Here is a 16,914-nt window from a genome sequence, read left to right on the forward strand (position 1 = left end):
GATTAAAGCCACTTAACCTCTTTTACGGCGATAAGCAGGAGATGATGGGCGCGTCGTTGGCGGCAACACTTCCTGTAATGGCATGACCACGGGCGAAAATTCTTTCATCACCCGACGATATACATCGCGTTTAAATGAGACAACCTGACGCACTGGATACCAAAAACTGACCCAGCGCCAGCCGTCAAATTCAGGCGTACTACTTCTTTGCATGTTGATTTCAGACTCATTGCACATCAGTTGCAATAAGAACCAACGCTGCTTTTGGCCGATACAAACCGGCTTTGTATCCCAACGCACCAAACGTTTAGGTAATTTATAGCGTAACCAGTTGCGGGTTGATGCAAGAATTTTAACGTCCTTTCGCCCCAGCCCCACTTCCTCAAACAGTTCGCGGTACATCGCCTGTTCGGCGGTTTCTCCCGGATTAATTCCCCCTTGAGGAAACTGCCAAGAGTTCTGACCAAAGCGACGGGCCCAAAGTACTTGCCCCTGCCGATTACAGATTACGATACCCACGTTCGGGCGGTAGCCATCATCATCGATCACTGGACTACCTCAATAGCAAATTCGCAAGATAGGGTGATTGTTTCACACTCCCCTGTGGTGGTAAACCACCGCATGAAATCGGGTAAAAAACGGATAACATTGGGATAACTCACAGATTCATCCATAGTTATAAACATTGTTCCCTCCACAACATCGTTTTTATTCACTTTTTCTGTGGATATATTTGTGTAGAACTTCAGGGGAAGTGATGTAAACCTTTGGATAGCTCAAAACAACTCGTTTTACATATCCTGACATTAATCTTATATATCAGTTAAATAGGTATAACCAATCATATCACTAATAAGCAAAAATGTGACCTATGCACGGTTTGGATCTTAGCTTGTTCAAAGATCGTCCAATGGCGATTTTATCCACAGCTTATTCGCCAAACTTGCACACTGAGGCGACAATTTCCCAAAAAACCCCCTACGTCAAGCCTGTAAATCAAACCAGTGATCGGTAAATAAATGGGTTATCCCAAAAATCTGTGGATAAATAGGTGTAAGATCCTGTTCATTGTCGGTGTCTAGTCTTGCACAACAAATTTTTTAAAATGCCGTACAAAAGAAAATTTCGATAATTTCTTTTATGAATCATGGTATTATTTCCGGCTCGGTGCAAATAACTCGGCACCAAATTTTACTCACAGCGAGCAGTTCATTTTTTAACCACTTCGTGAGTTCTATTAAAATTAGTGAAATTTCAACGATGACAACACCTCAACTCCCCACCACCACGCCTGAAAATGTGCAGCAACTGTTAAATCGCGCCCAGTCGCTGGCCGGTTATACATTAGGTGAACTCGCGGCTAGAGCGAACATCGCTATTCCACGCGATTTGAAGCGGGATAAGGGTTGGGTTGGCATGCTGTTAGAGTTATATCTCGGTGCCAGCGCGGGTAGTAAGCCTGAGCAAGACTTTCCCGAGAGAGGCGTTGAACTCAAGACCATCCCCATCGACAGCCGTGGAAAACCATTAGAAACCACCTTCGTTTGCGTAGCGCCCCTAACGGGAAACAGCGGCGTAACGTGGGAATCAAGCCATGTGCGTCACAAACTACAGCGCGTTCTGTGGATCCCCGTTGAAGGCGAACGGCAAATTCCACTGGAACAGCGTCGAGTGGGTAGCCCGTTATTGTGGACACCCAACGAAGAGGAAAACGAGCAGCTCAAACGCGATTGGGAAGAATTGATGGATATGATCGTGCTGGGTAAAGTGGAGCGCATTACCGCCCGCCACGGCGAAGTGTTACAAATCAGACCTAAAGCGGCCAACAGCCGTGCGTTGACCGAAGCCACAGGTGAACATGGGGAACCCATACTCACGCTCCCACGCGGTTTTTACCTCAAGAAAAACTTCACCGCAGCCCTGCTCGCACGCCACTTTCTGCTATAGCGCCAAGCTCTCCTGAGCATTTCACGACGTTCATAGGATCCCTCAACGGTCAAGAAAGCGTATAATCTTCGTTTATCGTTTATTTAGGTAGTACTGAGTCATGTTTGAATGGATTGTGGATCCCAATGCCTGGTTAGCGCTCGGCACGCTGACTATTCTAGAAATCGTCCTTGGCATTGATAACATTATTTTCTTATCTCTGGTTGTCGCCAAACTTCCTAAAGCACAGCAAAACAAAGCCCGCCGCATCGGCCTGCTGGCGGCCATGGGGATGCGTTTATGCTTGTTAGCTTCCATTGCGTGGGTTGTTCGCTTAACGCACCCACTCTTTAGCGCATTTGGTCATGCCGTCTCTACTCGCGACCTCATTTTGCTATTAGGTGGTTTGTTCCTGATTTATAAAGCGATAAAAGAGATCCACGAAACCATTGAGGGCGGTGGTGAAGACATCACTACCAACGTCCATTCGTTTTTAGGTGCCATCGTACAAATCATGCTGCTGGATATTATCTTCAGCTTGGATTCGGTGATTACCGCCGTCGGTCTGTCCGATCATCTGTTTATTATGATGGCGGCCGTGGTGATTGCCGTAGGCGTGATGATGTTTGCTGCTCGCCCAATCGGCGAATTTGTTGCCCGCCATCCATCGGTAAAAATGCTGGCGCTATCCTTCCTGATACTGGTTGGCTTTACCCTAATTCTTGAAAGCTTCGGCATACATGTACCCAAAGGCTACATCTACTTTGCGATGTTCTTCTCAATGACGGTTGAAGCGCTGAATTTACTGCGTAGCAAAAAAGAAAAAAGCAGCGACTAACATCAGATTAGTCATACAGAAATAAAAAGGAGAACTCTGGTTCTCCTTTTTTATTAGCCTAATCGGTCACAGTCTTTCTTATCCATCACAAAGATATGTTCGAGCTGGTCAACATGATATACGTACATGATTTTCATATTGTAATGGCGAATCCCTTTCTCTTTGCAATGTGCAATAAAGTCATCCTTAGCATGTTTGGCTAAAGTGCTTTCAATCGGCTCATCCGATGGCGGAATAACACGAAAAACAAACACCAGCGTTTTCCCTTCTAGCCTAACCCGACGCAGTTTAAACATACTGTCCGAACTATCAGCTTGCGGAGCCGTATCCACATAGCGTTTCAGCATTTCGCGACGATATTCAATCCATTGCAGTGGATCTTCTTTTTTCTTTTCAATCCAGCGAAACGCATATCCGCTGCTCAGTAAAGCCGCCAGTAAGGCAATCAAACACAATAATCCAACCGGCTTGCACCTGCGCTGCGCCAACCACAGTGGCCGCTCGATGCCACGATAAAACTGAGTATTCGCTACGACACCGAATAAAAAGAATAGCGAAAACAATGTCGATATAACGAGGTTAAACGTTGTGCCATCAATAAATAAATACAACAGCATGGCGTGAAAAGCAGCGAATAATATCCAACTGCATACCGTTGGATATTTAAACATGCCGAGGAGTAAAAGAAGTGTTGCTGGGCCATAAACCAGACAAGCGATGCGATAGGCGTTTTCATGCATGCTTTCCGGATACACCAATACCGTTAGTAAGGTAATAAATACAACACTTGCTGCAGCCATTATCCCGCAAAGTCGATAGAAACGGAGATGTTCTCCAACTTCACTTTCAATAAGGGATTGCTTATCTGCTGGACTATTTTCTTTCATAAGATAACGCGCGACACATACTGCCTATGAAAATACTTATAGCCAAAACATAACATGCAATAAGGTATTACCGCAGAGTTACTTTATCTAAACACTATCTATTTTTTAGGAGGTGCGCCAAGAAACGCCCACCTCCTCACCGTTAAATAGAGATGAACTTCCATCCAATCTCCGGTACTTATCTTTATATAATAAGGATATACCCAAAATAATTCGAGTTGCATCGAGGCGGCAAGTAAGTGATTCGGGTGAGTGAGCACAGCCAACAAAGATACAGCTTGAACTATGATGGATATAAACAGCTACTTAATTCCCATCGCATTACGCATGGTAAAGAACAGATCGGTTTGATCGGTCAAGCCAACCACGTTACCCGCATGTGGCCCATAGGCCGCGACACGAAGCTGAGTTCCGGTGTGTTCCTGCGAATCACCCTCAGAATTGCCGTAGCTAATAGCCATCACCGCGCCATCTTTAGTCGTTAACGCCTGAGTCAGCCCCGGCGCTTTACTGTCAGGTGCAATAATCTGGCTTGAATGGGCATGGTCGGCGGTTACTATCACCAAGGTATTGCCATCTTTACGCGCAAATTCTAATGCTTTTTGTACCGCTTCATCTAAATCAACGGTTTCACCAAATTGCCCACAAGGGTTGGCGGCATGATCTTGTTTGTCGATCGACGCACCTTCTACCTGCAAGAAGAAACCTTTTGGATTCTTATCTAACAACGAAATCGCTTTTTCAGTCATCTGCGCCAACGTCGGCGTAGAAGCACTACGTTCAGGATTAACGCTACAGGTTACCGGCGCACCATCCAGATTCCCATGATAGGTCGCTTTTGGCCCCTGCCAGCGTACCGGCATATTGCCTTCAGAAAAGAGCCCGAGAACCGGCGTTTTCTGGTCTGCAATACTCAGCTTGTTCAGCGCATCCAGATTCGTAACTACCTGATAACCCAGTCCTTCGGCCTGCTGCATCAATGTTTTGTCTTTCCAATCGCCTGAATTTGCCGTTTCAGAGAACGTTTTAGCCCCACCGCCCAGCGTTACGTCGGCACGGGTTTTTAGAAGCTGCTCGGTAATAGAGCCTTCACCGCCATTTTCCAACGCATTCCCTGGGCACAGTTCTAGCGTTTTGCTTGGGCCATAGCATTTCCGTGAGGTTACATGAGATGCCTGTGCCGCAGGCGTAGCGTCCTGCAATTCTGCCGTTGAGACATTACCCGTGGCTTTTCCCGCCGCTTTCGCAATCTCTAATAAGGTGCGATGAGACTTACCGTTCACATCTACACCCAGAGCACCGTTGTAGGTTTTCACGCCGGTGCTCCACGCGGTCGCAGAAGCCGCCGAGTCTGTGACATAGTCAGGTTTATGGCTCTTCTTATCCAAAGAGTAATGCGTGTATTGCCCCGTCAGCGGCAAGGCATCGATCCCTTTAAATTGGCCGCCAGCGCCTTCGGCATAGTTACGCGCAGAGGTAATTTCAGAATCCCCCATGCCGTCACCAATCAACAAAATGACATTTTTGGCCGTTTTATTACTTAAAGAAGCAATGAGTGCGGTCGTTTGATCCTGCGTCATGCGTCGTGCACCGCCAAACTGAGTGATATCGCCTTGGGCTGCTCGCGCCGTTAAATCAGCGACAGCCGGATTAGCGGCCTGCACCGGTGGCATCAACATCATTAGGCTTAACATAGACAACGAAAAAATTTTATTAGAGGCCACTTCACTATCTCCTTGTAAATAAATACTCTGCATATACGCGTCACGCTTCAAGATGCAGGCAGTATAAGAAGGCTCAGTGAAGGTTTTGTGACGGAGTTGTTCTAGAAATATGACAGTGTGGCGTAACCTTGAAATATTGGAGTAGATATATATCCAAAATAATTGGAGTTGCTTCAAGTATGAAGGGTATAGGCCCATATAATCTTGCTAAAGTGGTAGCAGAAATAAAATGAGGATGACGTTCCATCCTCTAAGAACACGTTCCATACATGAAGGATGCTCAGCTATGCAATATCACCGCATTCCACACAGCTCGCTGGAAGTTAGCGAACTGGGTTTAGGAACCATGACGTTCGGGGAACAAAACAGCGAAGCTGATGCCCACGCACAACTCGATCTGGCGATTGCCAGCGGAATTAACCTGATTGATACCGCAGAAATGTATCCGGTGCCGCCTCGCCCAGAAACTCAGGGTCTGACCGAGTCCTATATTGGCAGTTGGCTAGCCAAACGCGGCAACCGTGAGAAAATTGTGCTGGCGACGAAAATCACCGGCCCCGTGCGCAACAACGACAGTGGTATCCGCCCTGAACAAGCTCTCGATCGTAAAAACATTCGCGCCGCGCTGGATGCCAGCTTAAAGCGACTCAATACCGACTATGTCGATCTTTACCAGCTGCATTGGCCACAACGACCAACCAACTGTTTTGGTCAGCTTGGCTACCGCTATACCGAACAGAAGCCGGCGGTCACGATCTTAGAAACCCTAGAAGCACTTTCTGAACAAGTTCGTGCGGGTAAAATTCGCTACATCGGGGTTTCTAACGAAACACCTTGGGGCGTTATGCGTTACCTACAGCTGGCGGAAAAACACGATCTGCCGCGTATCGTTTCCATCCAAAATCCCTACAGTTTGCTCAACCGCAGCTTCGAAGTGGGATTAGCTGAAATCAGTCAATATGAAGGCGTTGAGCTGCTGGCCTATTCTTGCTTAGGCTTCGGCACCTTAAGCGGCAAATACCTTAACGGAGCGAAACCCGCCACGGCGCGTAATACGCTGTTTAGCCGTTTCACTCGCTACACCAGCAAGCAAACCGAAGGTGCCGTTGCTGAATACGTCGCACTGGCGAAAAAACATGACTTAGATCCTGCGCAGATGGCATTGGCGTTTGTACGTCAGCAGCCATTTGTATCCAGCACTTTGCTGGGCGCAACCACGCTGGAACAGTTGAAGAGTAATATTGAAAGCAGAAATTTGGTGCTAAACGAAGATGTGTTGAAGGCTATTGATGAAATTCATAGCCGGTTTACTTATCCGGCGCCGTAAGCGCTAAAGTGGCCCTCCCTTTAGAGGGAGGGCACTTAACATCATTTAAATTTTGCGTTTTCTACGCACCACGTCCCATCCCCAGACGCCCGCGATTGCCAAGGCAAAGACTACGCCGAAACCCACGCCGATACCCACCACAGGGACACCGATTTTCACCACCAGCGAATACAATCCCAGCATCAGCAGCATGGCGGTGTTTTCGCCCAGATTCTGTACCGCGATGGCATTACCCGCGCCCACGCTGTGCCTTCCACGTTCTTGCAGCAACGCATTTAGCGGCACCACAAAGAAGCCGCCGCAAATACCCACCAGCACTAACAGCGCATAGGAAACCGATGGGCTGCTTTGCATTGCAAACCACGCCACCACAACGCCAATCAAAACGCCCGCTGGCAGACAGCGTTTCACCGTAGTGAGCGTCACAAGTTTCGCCGCCGCCGCCGCACCAATCACAATCCCGACCGCCACCATCGCGTTCAGCAAAGTTGGCGTGGTGTTATCCGTGATATTCAGCACTACCGGCACCCACAGCACGAGCAGAAAACGCAGCGTAACGCCTGCTCCCCAGAATAAGCTGGTACCAATCAGCGAGAAACGTGCTTCCTGATTATTCCACAGCACTCGACACGCATTGCCGAAGATCGACACCATACGGGCAGGGTTCCATGACTGCGCAGGATGCGCCGCATTGAGCTTCGGTATGAACCAGTTAGCCGCCACCGCTGCGCCATAAACCAATACGCACAGCGCCAATGCAGCGATCACGTTGAGATCCGCCATCATGCCGCCCGCCACCGACCCAATAAGGATCGCCGCGATCGTGGAGGCCTCCATCAATCCGTTGGCTTTCACCAACTGATCGCCGCTGGTGATCTCGCCGAGAATACCGTATTTAGCCGGAGAGTAGGCCGCTGCGCCAATGCCCACGAGGGTATATCCCAAGAACGGATTAAAGCCAAAACAGATAACCAGCGCGCCCAACAGCTTCAGCGCATTGGCGACCATCATGACTCGGCCTTTGGAGAAGCTGTCGGCAAACTGCCCCACGAACGGGGCAAGAATGATATAAGTCGCCACAAACGCCATCTGTAAAACAGGCTGACTCCAATCGGGATAAAGCTGTTGTTTGATTACCGCAAGCGTGGCAAACAACAGCGCATTATCACCAAACGCAGAGAAAAACTGCGCCAGAATCACCGCCTTCATGCTGCGGTTTAACAGCGGCGCTATCGGACTTACTGCATCACTCATGCTGTTTCTCCGGTGACTGTCTCTTTGTTTTCGGCCATTTCGCGTAGGGTAACAAAATCAATTTTTCCGCTCCCTAATACCGGCAATGGTTTAAGGAAACGAATATCGCGTGGCACGGCAAGCTCTGGCACACCGCTTTCACGCGCCTGTTTTAACAAGCGATCACGGCTTAATTCAGCATCGGTCGTAAACAACACCAACGCTTCGCCTTTGCTGCTGTCACTACGCGACGACGCTGCATGTTCATGATCGGGAGACACTTTTAAGGCCAGCTGCTCCACGCTTTCCAGCGATACCATTTCGCCCGCTAACTTCGCAAAACGCTTAACGCGCCCGCGGATAACGCAATAGCCTCTATCGTCTAACGTGACCACATCACCGGTGTCATACCAGCCCGCTTCCATCACGCCGTCAGCATTTTCCGCCTGCGGAACTTCCAGCACGCCAGGATTCTCAACCCGCAGATAGCCTTTCATGATATTTGGCCCGCGTAGCTGTAAACGCCCGCCTTGCTCTATGCCAGTAATCTTCATTAAGCGGGCTTCCATCGATGGCAAAATTCGTCCAACGCTACCGACCTTCGTCGACATCGGTACGTTAATCGCCACCACCGGCGCACATTCGGTCACGCCATAGCCTTCCAAAATACGAATGCCAAATTTGTCCTGCCAAACCTGCGCCGTATGTGGCGATAGCTTTTCAGCGCCAGCCACCACGTAACGCAAGCGAGCAAAATCATAAGGATGAGCAAAACGTGCGTAGTTCCCCAAGAACGTCGAAGTGCCAAACAGCACGGTACAGTTACGATCGTAGACCAGTTCCGGCACTACGCGATAATGCAGAGGACTTGGATAGAGGAAAACACGGCTGCCGGTCATCAACGGCGTGAACAAGCCAACGGTCAAACCAAAGGCATGGAACAGCGGTAAGGCCGACATAAAACGGTCCGCGGGCGTGAAGTCAGCCACGGTACGAATTTGCTCAACGTTCGCCATCAGGCTAGCGTGAGAATGCACCACGCCTTTCGGATAACCTTCAGAGCCTGAGGTAAACAGGATCAGCGCGGCATCATCCGGCTTTTGGGGAAGCATCGCGCGTTCAGGTCGCAGCAGATGTTTGATAATCCAAATTTTATCATCGCGCGTTACGGTATCTTTTAGATCTTCCAGATAGACCCAGTTAGCCTCGGTCACCTGCTCGGGCAAATGCGTCAGCTTGCCTTTTTCTAAGAACTGGCGCGACGTCACGATGGTTTTGATGTTGGCAGCCAACATGGCATTCTTCACGCCGTTAACGCCCGCGGTGTAGTTCAACAATGCGGGGACGCGGTTACGCATGGTGGCCCCAATAATGGCGGCGGCGGTAATCGTTGCGTTCGGCAGCAACATACCAACGTGCTCACCTTCCGTGGTGAATCGCTCGAGAATACGGCTTACCCCTAACGATTTTTTTAATAGAGTACGGTAGCTATCTTCTTTAAAAGAGATGTCTTCAATAATCGGTTTGGAAGCGCCGTAGCGCGTCATTGCCGCCAGCAGCCCCTGATATAAAGTATGCTGCGGCTGAGAATCCATCCGCGCCTTCATCATGATGTCATGCAGACGCTCACCGGCTAACAAACGACGGTCACGCGCACGCGGTGCTTCGGGCATCGCCAAATGCGTTGGCGGCAAAATATGAATACTGATCTGAGGGAACCAGCGGATTTTGAACAGTCCACGTAGGCGACCAAACGGCGTAAACTCCGCGCCTTCAATTCGAACGGGAATTATTGCCGCACCTGAACGCGCCGCCACAAACGCGGCACCATCATAAATCTTCATCATCGAGCCGGTCACGGTGATACGCCCTTCAGGGAAAATCACCACCGGACGTCCCTGCTCAACCAGACGGATCAGATGTTTAATCGCCATCGGCTTAGTGGGATCGAGCGCCACAATATCCACATACTTGCTGATAAAACGCATATAGCGGCTATCGGCAATCGAGCTATAAACGGCAAAAACCGGCCTAATGGGCAAATAAAGCGCCATTAACACGCCGTCTAAAAATGAGACATGGTTAGGCGTTATGAGCAATCTCTCATGCTTGAAAGAGTGCTCAAGACCGGTAATTTTTATGCGGAATATTAAGCGGAACAAAGCGCGGAAAAAACGGAAAATCATGACATCTCCCTATGTTCAAAGGTTATACGCAATAAGTATCACGTATATTTTCGTTGAGCATACTAAAGCCCTGATATTTTTTCAGGAAACAGATAAGAAATAATCATATTTTAAGAGTATGTAACGCACGATAAGAAGTTACGGCAGGGTTGAGGCAAAAAAAAACCTACGCATCTGCGTAGGTCGGTGTAATTTATTGGCTCAGTAGCAAATGCACTGAAAAACCCACCAATCAATACCTCTGGGACGGCTAATGTAGAAGACATTCGGCTGCATCACTATGCATTTATCGCAAGATAACCATTCAAAATGCAACGATATGTAAAATACCTTTCAAACCCGAAACACCTCAGGACAATGCGGGAAAAACCGTGGGGGAAATATGCAAGACAGCCAACACAGCAGCAGCTTCAAATACGCCAAACTTCCCCAAAGTATTTGGAGTTGCGGCAAGGCGGCAAGAGAGTGAAGCCCGATGAGCTTACATAAGTAAGTGATTACTCGGCCATCCATGGGCCTCGCCCCTTAGGGGTCGCAGTAAACTGCGCTTAAATCTGCTCCAGGCAGATTTATCAGGTGAACGAACGCGGCCAACACAGCAGCAGCTTCAAAGACGAAGGGGAAGCAAAAAAAAACCTACGCATCCGCGTAGGTCGGTGTAAACATTGGCTTCAGTCACAAATGTACTGAAATCGCACCAATCAATACCTCTGGGATATTTAGGTTAAAACGTCGTTCCATTCGCTGCCAGCTGTGAATCGCAACATTCGTGGGCAAAATGTAACTAGCGGTGTTATTTCTGTCGTTCTGAGACATATCCCTGAAAACCGATATCGCACGGGACTTGCGGCGACGGGGGTTTTCCGCAACACTGGCGTGTAACCGCTTCCCCTCACTGTATTTTTGGACAATCCCATGGCTACCATAAAGGATGTTGCCAAACTCGCGGGTGTTTCCGTAGCCACGGTTTCTCGCGTTATCAATAATTCACCTAAAGCCAGCGACAGCTCACGCAATGCCGTGATGTCTGCCATGGAACAGTTGCAATATCATCCCAATGCCAATGCCCGCGCGCTGGCTCAGCAATCAACTGAAACAATCGGTTTGATTGTGTCTGACGTTTCGGACCCCTTTTTTGGCGCGATGGTCAAAGCGGTTGAACAGGTCGCCTATGCCACCGGTAACTTTTTATTAATTGGTAACGGTTACCACAACGCCGATAAAGAACGTCAGGCGATTGAGCAATTAATCCGGCATCGCTGTGCGGCGCTGGTGGTTCACGCCAAGATGATCCCAGACGAAGAGCTGGCGCATCTCATGAAGCAAATTCCGGGAATGGTATTGATTAACCGCACTTTACAGGGATTCGAAACGCGCTGTGTGGCACTGGATGACCGCTACGGTGCTTGGCTCGCTACGCGCCACTTGATCCAGCAAGGGCACAAAAACATCGCCTGTATCTGCTCAAACCACCCCATCTCCGATGCGCACGATCGTCTGCAAGGATATTTAGACGCGTTGCACGAACACCATATTCCGGTTGACGACAGGCTGATTGCCTATGGTTCACCGGATGAAATCGGTGGCGAACAAGCGATGACTGAGCTGCTTGGCCACGGCAAGGCAGTGACCGCCGTGACCTGCTATAACGATCCCATGGCGGCTGGCGCGCTATCTGTGCTGAGCGATAACAGCATTGATGTTCCGGGACAAATTTCGCTAATAGGCTTTGATGACGTGCTGATATCACGCTATCTACGCCCACGTTTAACCACGATCCGTTATCCCGTAGTCGCCATGGCGACGCAGGCAGCAGAACTGGCGCTGGCATTATCAACATCATCCCCGCTGCCAGAAACCACGAATATGTTTAGCCCAACGTTAGTATGTCGTCACTCGGTCTCTACACCGCGTTCGGTATGATAGACTCAAGGTTTTGCGGATAATGCAGAGAACGTATTCATGATAACCATGCTAGATGTATCGCGACAGGCTGGCGTCTCGAAGGCCACTGTTTCCCGAGTATTAAATAATACCGGTCAGGTTAAAGAGAGCACGCGTGTTGCGGTATTTAAAGCGGTCGAAGAGTTGGGCTATCGGCCCAATTTACTGGCGCAAGCATTGGCGAATCAGACCTCCAATACGATTGGTTTAGTCATCTCTAACTTTGATGGCCCCTATTTTGGCCGATTGCTGCGCCAAGCTGCCCAGCTTATTGAAGCCAGCGGTAAACACATGATTGTTACCGATGGCCATGATACGCCTGAAGGCGAACTCGAAGCCGTTCGGCTGCTGATTGATCGCCGCTGCGATGCCATCATTCTCTATACGCGTTTTATGGAAGAACCTGCGCTCATGCAGCTAATCAGTCAGCACCCCGCGCTGATGGTGATTAACCGCGATCTACCTCAGGCTCGCGAGCGTTGTGTGGTCTTCGAACAACAGCAAGCAGCCAGCGAAGTGGTTAACTATCTCATTGCTCACGGCCATCAAGATATCGCCTGTATCACGGCACCTATCAATACCCCAACAGGGCAGTCGCGCTTAGCGGGTTATCGCGAAGCTTTAGAGCAGAATAACATTGCCTATCGCGACGATTTCATTGCCTTTAGCGATAGCAGCATCGCAGGCGGATACCACGCCTGCCGCGAGCTTATCGAAAAGAACCCATCCTTTACCGCCCTTTTCGCCTGTAATGATGATATGGCCATCGGTGCTCTGCGCGCACTCCATCAGGCGGGAAAACGCGTTCCTGATGATGTTTCTCTGTTTGGGTTTGATGACGAACCTAGCGCGGAATATTTACAGCCATCGCTTTCTACGGTGTATTTACCTATCGATAAAATGATTTCCACCGCGATTGAGCAAGCGCTGCGCTTGAGCAATGGCGAAATCGTTGAGCCGGTAGAACCGTTTGTGGGAGAGTTGAAGGTGAGAGAGTCGGTCATTAACCGCAAATAATGAGTCCCCCCTCCCAACCTCCTCCTTCGCAGGGGGAGGGGCCGATCGAGATTCTTACAAACATACCGAACAGTTCCCTCCCCTACCAAGGGGAGGGTTAGGGTGGGGTCATTACCCAAATATACCGAATCGATAGCAGAGTAAGCCCTTCGACACTAATGTCGAACCCTCCTCCAAGTGTCGACAGCGACACACTTCCGACACACAAAAATCGCAAAAAAACTCTTCACATCAATTTGAAAAATAACGATTAAATAAGAAATAAAACCTACTGGCACGTTTTGTGCTTAACAAGGAGGAATTTTACTTTTTGTAGTCTGAACCAGAGGACTGAACATGAACCGCTTTGTTATTGCGGATCCCCGATTATGTATCGGGTGCAACACCTGTATGGCCGCGTGCTCTGAAGAGCATAAGACTTATGGCCTGCAGACTGAGCCGCGTCTGGTGGTGGTTAAAGACAATCACGATTCTGTGCCTGTCATGTGCCATCACTGTGAAGACGCGCCATGCGCACAGGTTTGCCCGGTCAATGCGATTACCCATACCGACGACGCCATTCAGCTAAATGAAAGCCTGTGCGTGAGCTGCAAGCTGTGCGGTATTGCCTGCCCATTCGGTGCTATCACCATGAACGGCAGCAAGCCTTTGCACATTCCAGCCAACAGCAATACGCCAAAAGCCTTGCCTGCACCGCCAAACAAGCGCGGCATCAGCCCATTCTTAGATTGGTATCCCGGTATTCGTAGCATCGCAGTGAAATGCGATTTATGTCAGTTCAGCGAACAAGGGCCAGCCTGCGTTCGTGCCTGCCCTACTCACGCCATCATGCTAGTTGATGATAACCAACTGTCTCAGGCGAGCGCGGCCAAACGCCAAAACGCGATGGACGCAATGGATGCCGATTTGATGATGTTTAGCTCATTCTCAGAGGGGTCCGACGCACAATGAATACCGTTGAATTATTGAGCTTCACGCTCAGCATCTATCTCATTTCAGCCATTCTGGCGTTGCTACTAGGTGCAACAGGTTCAGGCTGGATTGGCGCTCGCGTTGCAGCGCTAGGTGCATTAGTTGCGGGCGTTGCAGGAACCTGGAGTGCTTGCCAAGGGCTCGCTTTTACTCCTGAAATCGTTAGCGCTAACCTGTTTAATCACACGCCGGTGCTGTTCAGCACGCTCAACAGCCTCATGCTGCTGCTGACCTCGGTCGTGAGCCTGCTGTGCGGCATTTATGCGTTTAGCTATCTCAAGGGTTACGCCCCGAAGAAAGCTGCACTGATTGGTTGCTTGATGAACCTGTTGAGCGCTGCTATCAGCCTGTTAGTGCTAACCGATAACGCGGTTATCTTCGTTGCGCTGTTGGAACTGATGACGCTGTTCACCGCGTTGCTGGTGTGGCAATCACAGGATGCCAAAGCGCGTAAAGCGGCAAGCTTATATTGGCTGATGTCGCGTTTGGGCACCGTCCTTATTATTGCCGCTTTTTGGATTATCTACCGTCATAGCGGCACCTTAGCGTTAAGCGAATTCCACCTTGCAAGCCTGAGCCACGGCTTAGCCTCATGGGTCTTCGTGCTGGGCTTAGTCGGCTTTGGCATCGTTTCTGGCTTAGTTCCGCTTCACGGTTGGATCCCACAGGTTCACTCCAGCGCACCAAGCCATGCCGCTACGCTGATTTCTTCCGTGATGCTGAAAGTCGGCCTGTTTGGTTTGCTGAAACTGAGCATCGACTGGCTGGGCATGCCGCAGCTTTGGTGGGGCGCCGCGTTGATGATCGTCGGTGCGTTAACCGCCTTTATCGGTGGTTTGTACGCGCTGATGGAGCACGATATCAAGCGCCTGTTGGCTTATCACACCGTAGAAAACATCGGTATTATTCTGCTGGGCCTTTCCGCCTGTGTGCTCGGCTTAGCGCTGGGTAAACCTACGCTGGCGGTACTCGGTTTGATGGCTGGCCTGTTCCATATGGTTAACCACACGCTGTTTAAAGGTGTGCTGTTCCTCGGTGCCGGAGCGGTTATCCGCAGCACCGGCGCGAAAGATATCGAGAAACTGGGCGGCGTCGCTCGCCGTATGCCGTTAACTGCCACTGCGATGTTAATTGGTCTGATGTCGATGGCGGCACTTCCCCCGCTTAATGGCTTCGTCAGCGAATGGTTCACCTACCAATCCCTATTCTCTCTGAGCCACTCTTCCGCGGTGAGCATGCGAATTATCGCTCCGCTGGTAATGGTGGTTCTGGCCATCACCGGTGCGCTCGCCGTGATGTGCGTAGCGAAAATCTTCGGCGTAACGTTCCTAGGCGCACCACGCAGTGAAGGTGCAGCCAATGCGGGCTGCGCGCCCGCTTCCATGCTTTTCTCTCCGGTATTGTTAGCGATTGGCTGTTTGGCATTTGGTATCGGCGCACCTTGGGTTCTGCCATACATGCTGCAAATGGCGGCAGGCTCTCTGGGCTTGATGCTCGATCCGCATCAGATGACACAGGGCGCGGTGATGATTTCCGGCACCACCAATACCACCCTGCTTTCAACACCGATGATCGCCATTCTGCTGCTGGCCTTCCCTATTCTGCCAATGCTGCTCGTGGGTATGTACAAAAACTCTCGCCTGCCACGCCGTAGCCACGGTGATGCATGGGCCTGCGGTTATGGCCACGAAGCGGAAATGGTGGTTACGGCAACCGGCTTCGCTCAGCCTTTGCGCGTGATGTTTGCCCCGATCTATCGCCTACGTAAAGTTTGCAACCCCGCGCCTCTGTTCGGTGGTCTGCTGCGTGACGGTGCAATGCGCGTTTATCCAGCGTTAGCGGTGATTGAACTCGCCCTGCTGCTAGTGGCGATTTTCGCCTGAGGAGAATGACATGAGTTCGCTTTCTATCCTTGCGCTGGCGTTGATTCAGGCTTTAGCCCTGTTGGCGCTGGCTCCGTTATTTAGCGGAATTTCCCGCGTGCTGCGTGCCAAAATTCACAGCCGCAGCGGCCCTGATATTTTTCAGGATTACCGCGATATTTTTAAACTGTTTAGACGACAAAATATTTCTCCAGCGGCTTCAGGCGTGTTCTTCCAGATGATGCCTTATGTGATGGTTGGCACCATGCTTACCATCGCGACGGCCCTGCCGATTGTCACCGTCATCAGCCCGCTATCACCAATTGGCGATTTGATTACCGTGGTGTATCTGTTTGCCGTCGCGCGTTTCTTCTTTGCGATTGCAGGCTTAGACACTGGAAGTACCTTCACCGGTATCGGCGCTAGCCGTGAATCCATGCTGGGCATTTTAGTTGAACCGATTCTGATGCTAGGCCTTTGGGTTGCCGCGCTATTAGCAGGTTCAACGAATCTGGGTGTGATGAGTTTCCACGTACTGAACTGGGACGTGAATTCCTCACTGGCTCTGGTGTTAGCCCTTCTGGCCTGTGCATTTGCCACCTTTATCGAAATGGGCAAACTGCCCTTCGATATGGCCGAAGCCGAACAAGAATTGCAGGAAGGTCCGTTGACCGAATATTCCGGCTCGGCGTTTGCCGTGCTGAAATTAGGTATCAGCCTTAAGCAGTTAGTTGTTCTGCAACTCTTCATCGGCGTCTTTGTCCCTTGGGGTCAAATGGCCACTTTCAGCGCGGGTGCTTTGGTTCTGGCAATCGTCATTGCCTTTATCAAACTGCTGGTTGGGATTGCCCTTATCGCCCTGTTTGAAAACAGCGTTGCCCGTTTGCGCTTCCTGAAAACGTCTTACACCACCTGGGCCGGTTTCGGTCTGGCGGCAATGGCGTTCTTATCATGGTTAATTGCGTGAGGCCGGTTATGACAACCTTCACTCACCTACT

General features: G+C 50.1%; 13 protein-coding genes. 8 read left to right on the forward strand and 5 right to left on the reverse strand.

Annotated features, from left to right (window positions below; all coding sequences use genetic code 11):
• Positions 1 to 12 precede the first annotated feature (12 nt).
• Complete coding sequence (rppH, locus tag DSM2777_RS21520) at positions 13 to 549, reverse strand: RNA pyrophosphohydrolase (protein ID WP_025801564.1); 537 nt, start codon at positions 547 to 549, stop codon at positions 13 to 15.
• A 711-nt stretch (positions 550 to 1,260) separates the two neighbouring features.
• On the opposite strand from rppH, the gene mutH reads away from it, so the two are divergent.
• The gene (mutH, locus tag DSM2777_RS21525; RefSeq protein WP_061555460.1) at positions 1,261 to 1,947 is read left to right on the forward strand and encodes a DNA mismatch repair endonuclease MutH; all 687 of its coding nucleotides are present in this window, start codon (positions 1,261 to 1,263) and stop codon (positions 1,945 to 1,947) included.
• 100 nt (positions 1,948 to 2,047) lie between these two features.
• Complete coding sequence (locus tag DSM2777_RS21530) at positions 2,048 to 2,764, forward strand: TerC family protein (RefSeq protein WP_040045190.1); 717 nt, start codon at positions 2,048 to 2,050, stop codon at positions 2,762 to 2,764.
• A 53-nt stretch (positions 2,765 to 2,817) separates the two neighbouring features.
• Here DSM2777_RS21530 and DSM2777_RS21535 read toward each other — a convergent pair whose 3' ends face one another.
• Both DSM2777_RS21535 and phoA read right to left on the reverse strand, forming a co-directional pair.
• Positions 2,818 to 3,651, reverse strand: coding sequence for a hypothetical protein (locus DSM2777_RS21535; RefSeq protein ID WP_061555115.1), 834 nt, complete (start codon positions 3,649 to 3,651; stop codon positions 2,818 to 2,820).
• Between the two features lie 302 nt (positions 3,652 to 3,953).
• Positions 3,954 to 5,345: an alkaline phosphatase gene (phoA, locus tag DSM2777_RS21540; protein ID WP_156088303.1), complete on the reverse strand. Its 1,392-nt coding sequence runs from the start codon at positions 5,343 to 5,345 to the stop codon at positions 3,954 to 3,956.
• Between the two features lie 316 nt (positions 5,346 to 5,661).
• Here phoA and DSM2777_RS21545 point away from each other — a divergent pair, with 316 nt between their 5' ends.
• Positions 5,662 to 6,702 (forward strand): NADP(H)-dependent aldo-keto reductase, encoded by a 1,041-nt coding sequence (locus DSM2777_RS21545; protein ID WP_061555117.1) that lies wholly within the window; start codon positions 5,662 to 5,664, stop codon positions 6,700 to 6,702.
• 45 nt (positions 6,703 to 6,747) lie between these two features.
• Here the strand turns inward: DSM2777_RS21545 and lplT are convergent, their stop codons facing one another.
• Together lplT and aas are read right to left on the reverse strand one after the other, a co-directional pair.
• Positions 6,748 to 7,956, reverse strand: coding sequence for a lysophospholipid transporter LplT (gene lplT, locus DSM2777_RS21550; protein WP_061555118.1), 1,209 nt, complete (start codon positions 7,954 to 7,956; stop codon positions 6,748 to 6,750).
• The gene (gene aas / locus DSM2777_RS21555) at positions 7,953 to 10,121 is read right to left on the reverse strand and encodes a bifunctional acyl-ACP--phospholipid O-acyltransferase/long-chain-fatty-acid--ACP ligase (protein ID WP_061555119.1); all 2,169 of its coding nucleotides are present in this window, start codon (positions 10,119 to 10,121) and stop codon (positions 7,953 to 7,955) included. Before aas ends, lplT begins: the two co-directional genes overlap by 4 nt.
• A 915-nt stretch (positions 10,122 to 11,036) precedes the next feature.
• Here aas and galR point away from each other — a divergent pair.
• From galR to DSM2777_RS21580, 5 genes are all read left to right on the forward strand, one after another.
• On the forward strand, positions 11,037 to 12,044 hold the full coding sequence (gene galR / locus DSM2777_RS21560) for an HTH-type transcriptional regulator GalR (protein ID WP_040045195.1): 1,008 nt from the start codon (positions 11,037 to 11,039) through the stop codon (positions 12,042 to 12,044).
• 39 nt (positions 12,045 to 12,083) lie between these two features.
• Positions 12,084 to 13,082 carry a LacI family DNA-binding transcriptional regulator gene (locus tag DSM2777_RS21565; protein WP_061555120.1) on the forward strand — a complete coding sequence of 333 codons (999 nt, stop codon included), beginning with the start codon at positions 12,084 to 12,086 and terminating at the stop codon, positions 13,080 to 13,082.
• 336 nt (positions 13,083 to 13,418) lie between these two features.
• Positions 13,419 to 14,033: a 4Fe-4S dicluster domain-containing protein gene (locus tag DSM2777_RS21570; RefSeq protein WP_025801574.1), complete on the forward strand. Its 615-nt coding sequence runs from the start codon at positions 13,419 to 13,421 to the stop codon at positions 14,031 to 14,033.
• Positions 14,030 to 15,937: a proton-conducting transporter transmembrane domain-containing protein gene (locus DSM2777_RS21575; protein ID WP_061555121.1), complete on the forward strand. Its 1,908-nt coding sequence runs from the start codon at positions 14,030 to 14,032 to the stop codon at positions 15,935 to 15,937. The genes DSM2777_RS21570 and DSM2777_RS21575 overlap by 4 nt, the downstream gene beginning before the upstream one ends.
• Before the next feature lie 10 nt (positions 15,938 to 15,947).
• On the forward strand, positions 15,948 to 16,883 hold the full coding sequence (locus DSM2777_RS21580) for a respiratory chain complex I subunit 1 family protein (protein WP_046449076.1): 936 nt from the start codon (positions 15,948 to 15,950) through the stop codon (positions 16,881 to 16,883).
• The last annotated feature ends 31 nt before the right edge of the window (positions 16,884 to 16,914 follow it).

Source organism: Obesumbacterium proteus, assembly GCF_001586165.1.
GTDB lineage: Bacteria > Pseudomonadota > Gammaproteobacteria > Enterobacterales > Enterobacteriaceae > Hafnia > Hafnia protea.

Excerpts from the sequence above, each read along its gene's own strand:
- mutH (WP_061555460.1), top strand. The coding sequence starts at position 1,261 with ATGACAACACCTCAACTCCCCACCACCACGCCTGAAAATGTGCAGCAA.
- DSM2777_RS21530 (WP_040045190.1), top strand. The coding sequence starts at position 2,048 with ATGTTTGAATGGATTGTGGATCCCAATGCCTGGTTAGCGCTCGGCACG.
- DSM2777_RS21535 (WP_061555115.1), bottom strand. The coding sequence starts at position 3,651 with ATGAAAGAAAATAGTCCAGCAGATAAGCAATCCCTTATTGAAAGTGAA.
- phoA (WP_156088303.1), bottom strand. The coding sequence starts at position 5,345 with ATGTTAAGCCTAATGATGTTGATGCCACCGGTGCAGGCCGCTAATCCG.
- DSM2777_RS21545 (WP_061555117.1), top strand. The coding sequence starts at position 5,662 with ATGCAATATCACCGCATTCCACACAGCTCGCTGGAAGTTAGCGAACTG.
- lplT (WP_061555118.1), bottom strand. The coding sequence starts at position 7,956 with ATGAGTGATGCAGTAAGTCCGATAGCGCCGCTGTTAAACCGCAGCATG.
- aas (WP_061555119.1), bottom strand. The coding sequence starts at position 10,121 with ATGATTTTCCGTTTTTTCCGCGCTTTGTTCCGCTTAATATTCCGCATA.
- galR (WP_040045195.1), top strand. The coding sequence starts at position 11,037 with ATGGCTACCATAAAGGATGTTGCCAAACTCGCGGGTGTTTCCGTAGCC.
- DSM2777_RS21565 (WP_061555120.1), top strand. The coding sequence starts at position 12,084 with ATGATAACCATGCTAGATGTATCGCGACAGGCTGGCGTCTCGAAGGCC.
- DSM2777_RS21570 (WP_025801574.1), top strand. The coding sequence starts at position 13,419 with ATGAACCGCTTTGTTATTGCGGATCCCCGATTATGTATCGGGTGCAAC.
- DSM2777_RS21575 (WP_061555121.1), top strand. The coding sequence starts at position 14,030 with ATGAATACCGTTGAATTATTGAGCTTCACGCTCAGCATCTATCTCATT.
- DSM2777_RS21580 (WP_046449076.1), top strand. The coding sequence starts at position 15,948 with ATGAGTTCGCTTTCTATCCTTGCGCTGGCGTTGATTCAGGCTTTAGCC.